This is a genomic window from Armatimonas sp. (assembly GCF_964826245.1).
This window is the reverse complement of record NZ_CBAYMC010000349.1, coordinates 1-3,469: the sequence shown is the minus strand read 5'-3', so window position 1 is coordinate 3,469 and position 3,469 is coordinate 1. Positions and strand designations below refer to the sequence as shown.

Below are 3,469 nucleotides of genomic sequence, written 5' to 3'. Positions count from 1 at the left end.
CGATGGAACCCTCGTGACACGCCCTTTGGAAGGCTCCGCGCTTACCCGTCCCACGGGCGTTCTCTTGCCAAAAGGCCGTACCCCCACCCGCGCCCTAGAGCGCTTCTTAGCCGTGCTGACTCCTAATCCCTCCTCCCCCTAACCCCGGGTACCCTCTGGGTGCCCGGGGGCAGGGGGAGGAGGGTAGTAACGCGGAACACGGCTATTGAGTAGCGTCGTGGGCTCGTGGGGTGTTGTCTCCGCCCACTGGGAGACCTCTAGCGCCGTAATGCCGTCCCCAATCAGCGTCACCATATCCCCCACAGCCACACCGGGAACCTCGGTGACATCCACCTGGCACTGGTCCATCGAGACGCGGCCCACGATCAGGCAGCGCTGGCCATGAACGCTCACAAAGCCACGGTTGCCCAGCCGCCGCAGCCAGCCGTCGCCGTAGCCCGCTGGAATCGTCGCAATCACCGAGTCGCGGGCGAGAGTGTGGGTTCGCCCATAGCCGACCGTCGCGCCTGCGGGAAGCGCCTTCACCAGAGTCAGCCGGGCCTTGAGGGTTAGCGCGGGCAAGACAGGGCACTCAGCGAGTGCCCCGATATAGGGCTCAATCCCATAGAGAATTGCTCCCGCACGACTAAACCCACCATTCCCAAGACGTAAGAGGCCAGGAGAGTTACAGACAGAAATCTCCCCTTCCAGATCGCGTGTTACGCCTTTGAAAAAGTGGAGTTGTACCTCCGTAGGGAGCAAGTCATCTTCGTCCGCCGAGGAAAGATGAGTCGCCACTCCCGCAATCTCGATCTGTGGTGGGCAGCTCTCACGCAGGTGACAGAATGCACGGTAGTCCAGCCCCTCCCGGCCCATTCCGGTATCGAGCACCAGAAAGCACTTGGCAGGGAGCGGAGCGGCTTGAGCTGCCTGAGCAAAGGCGGCGAAGAACTCAGGGCTGGAGATAAAGGGAGTGAGAGCGGCGCGGACGCAGTCATCGGCCTCGTCGGGAAGCAGTGCACTGAGCGGGTAGATCGCCTGTGAAATCCCCGCCTTGCGCAGGCTCAGTGCCTCATCGAGTGTCGCCACACAGAGTCGTGATGCGCCTGCTGCAACACAGGCACGGGCGATGGGAACCAGGCCATGGCCGTAGGCATTGGCCTTGACCACTGCGGCCACATCGCCGTAGCGCGCACTCAGGAGACGAAAATTATGGGCGATGGCCTCCAGAGAGACCTCCGCCCAGACACGATTTTGCACGGGCGTATGATACCCGAATACCCTCCTCTCAACCCTGGGAGGCAGGGAAAACGGCTACTTCTTCGCCACTGCCACTGGCTTTCGGCGAGCGGGTGCCTTGGAGACCTTGGTACTTTCGGGGCGGTCTTGCTCCACATAGACTGCGAGCGCGTTGGTGAGCTTGCGCCCCGGAGCTACCAGTACCTTGCCATCGAGATACAGCCCCGTGGACGAGCCCCCGTCGTAGTTCAGCGCTTCCACAGCCCCCACGGACTTGAAAATCTGCGCCCACTCGGTCAGGCTCACGGGGGACTTTGTGGCAGCCAAAATCAGGTCGCCGTTGGGCATGATGCCCACCCCCGCACGAGGATCTGGTTTCTCTAAAAGCGGGCTAAAGCCCGACTTTCGGGGATTTATCATGACCTCTCCTTCCGCAAGAAGCCGAATCCCTCCCGCTAAAACAATCTCGCTCTTACCCCAGTCGGTATGGCGGTCAATACCATCGTTGGCACGAATATCTGCCACCCAGCCCTCACCATCTCTTACCCGTCGCAAGCAGAGCGCCGAGCCCCGTCCACCAAAGTGCAGGAGCTTCTTTCCAATCATAATATCGCCCATGGGCTGAAGGCTCTTCGTGTCGAAAAACGCCCCCGTGAGCACTACTTTGGCTCCCCGGTTTGCCATCGAGGCAAGGCTTTCCGAGCTCCCCACTCCTCCTTTTGCAATCATCGGCTGAACCAAAACGCTATCCGAATCTAAGCTGACCCGCACCAAGTGAACCGTCTTACCTCCAAAGACGCGCGTCTGGAGCCGTACCAGCGCGGCTGCCGAGGCAGAGTTTGCAAGGGTGGCGAGGCCCGCCAGCGCAAACAGTGTTTGTGTAATCTTGCCCATGCACCAATATTCGGGGTTGTCGAGAGACCAATCTACCGCGCTTATACGGGTATTAATCCTGCATTGAATACCAGTTTTAGTATAAAAACACCTCTTTGCACGTATGAATACGGTGTTTACAAAGATAAATGATCAAAATAGTGAAGTGTGAAGGAACCACTTTACTTATCACAGACTCTGGTAAAATAGAGGAGCATGTACCAAAATAGCCAGCAATCGCCCCAGATGCCCAAGCTCAGCTCACGGGATACGCCCGTCACCTTGGTGCTCATTATGGCCAATGTCCTCACCTTCCTGCTCATTCACTTTGGCCAAGGGCGCTGGCTCGTTCCGGGGATGGCACTGACCCCTGAGAGCCTCCGCCACCCCTGGACAGTCCTCACCTGGCCCTTAATTGGCCTGTACCGCCCCTTTGGGCTTCTCTGTCTCTCGCTCTGGACATGGACGATCGGCGGAAGCATGGAGCGCTCGTGGGGCACGGAGCGCCTGCTGAAGTTTGTTCTCGCCACGACGGTTCTGACGTCTGTGACCGTGCTCCCGATGCTTGTCTGGGGCTCAGCAGGGATCTTTGGAGGTCTTGGGATTGCCATCGCTCCCCTCACGATTGCCTGGTGCTGGCTCAACCGACAGCAGACCATTCTCTTTAGCTTTATCTTTCCCGTCCCCGCACTCGCCATCGCCGCGATCACAGCGGGCATGGCCTACTTTGAGACCTCGCAGTCTCTCGGAAACCCCTGGACGGGATTTGTCGGGCTCAGCGGCTGCGCGGCGGCCTGGTGGTGGGTGCGCGGCGGGCGTGAGTGGAGCGAGGCGCGCTTCGGAAAGAAGAAGAAAGATGCGCCTAATCTTCGGTTTGCGGATCTTGATAAAGACATCCGTGGCAGCAAGCAACCACGCAGTAACCCGCTCCAGAAAGCTCGCGACGAGCGCAAGCGAAAAGAGCGCGATGATAAGATCGCGGAGATGTTCCGCAACTCTGGTTTTAAGGATGACGACTAGATGGGGTTGACGCGACGTTTGGCGGCGGTGGCAGGGACGATGGCGGCGGCATTTCTGGGGCGCAAGGCACGGCAGCGCATTATCCCCCTACTGGAAGTGGCAGTGACGCCCGTCGCGCTAGGGGCAGCGGTCTCGGCGGGCGCAATGGCGCTCTTTTTCAATATCGCCGACGACATTCGGGGCCAAGATGGGGTGTGGCGCTTCGACCACGATGGCCTCAATCTAGCGAAGTCGCTGCGAACTCCCAACCGAACCGCGATCATGCGTACAGTCTCGGATCTGGCTCGTCCCGATATCATGTCGGCGCTTGGAGCGGCGAGCATGATGATCGCCTGGCGTAGCAAGAAATGGCGCAATG

General features: G+C 59.5%; 4 protein-coding genes. 2 read left to right on the top strand and 2 right to left on the bottom strand.

Annotated features, from left to right (window positions below):
• Positions 1-138: 138 nt before the first annotated feature.
• Together alr and AC1XOS_RS21185 are read right to left on the bottom strand one after the other, a co-directional pair.
• Positions 139-1,239, bottom strand: coding sequence for an alanine racemase (gene alr, locus AC1XOS_RS21190; protein ID WP_481964200.1), 1,101 nt, complete (start codon positions 1,237-1,239; stop codon positions 139-141).
• 54 nt (positions 1,240-1,293) lie between these two features.
• Positions 1,294-2,112, bottom strand: a complete 819-nt coding sequence (locus AC1XOS_RS21185) for a phosphodiester glycosidase family protein (RefSeq protein WP_481964199.1) — start codon at positions 2,110-2,112, stop codon at positions 1,294-1,296.
• Between the two features lie 195 nt (positions 2,113-2,307).
• Here AC1XOS_RS21185 and AC1XOS_RS21180 point away from each other — a divergent pair, with 195 nt between their 5' ends.
• Together AC1XOS_RS21180 and AC1XOS_RS21175 are read left to right on the top strand one after the other, a co-directional pair.
• Positions 2,308-3,111, top strand: a complete 804-nt coding sequence (locus AC1XOS_RS21180) for a rhomboid family intramembrane serine protease (RefSeq protein ID WP_481964198.1) — start codon at positions 2,308-2,310, stop codon at positions 3,109-3,111.
• A partial coding sequence (locus AC1XOS_RS21175; RefSeq protein ID WP_481964197.1) for a hypothetical protein occupies positions 3,112-3,469 on the top strand: 358 nt, incomplete at its 3' end. It lies immediately after the preceding gene.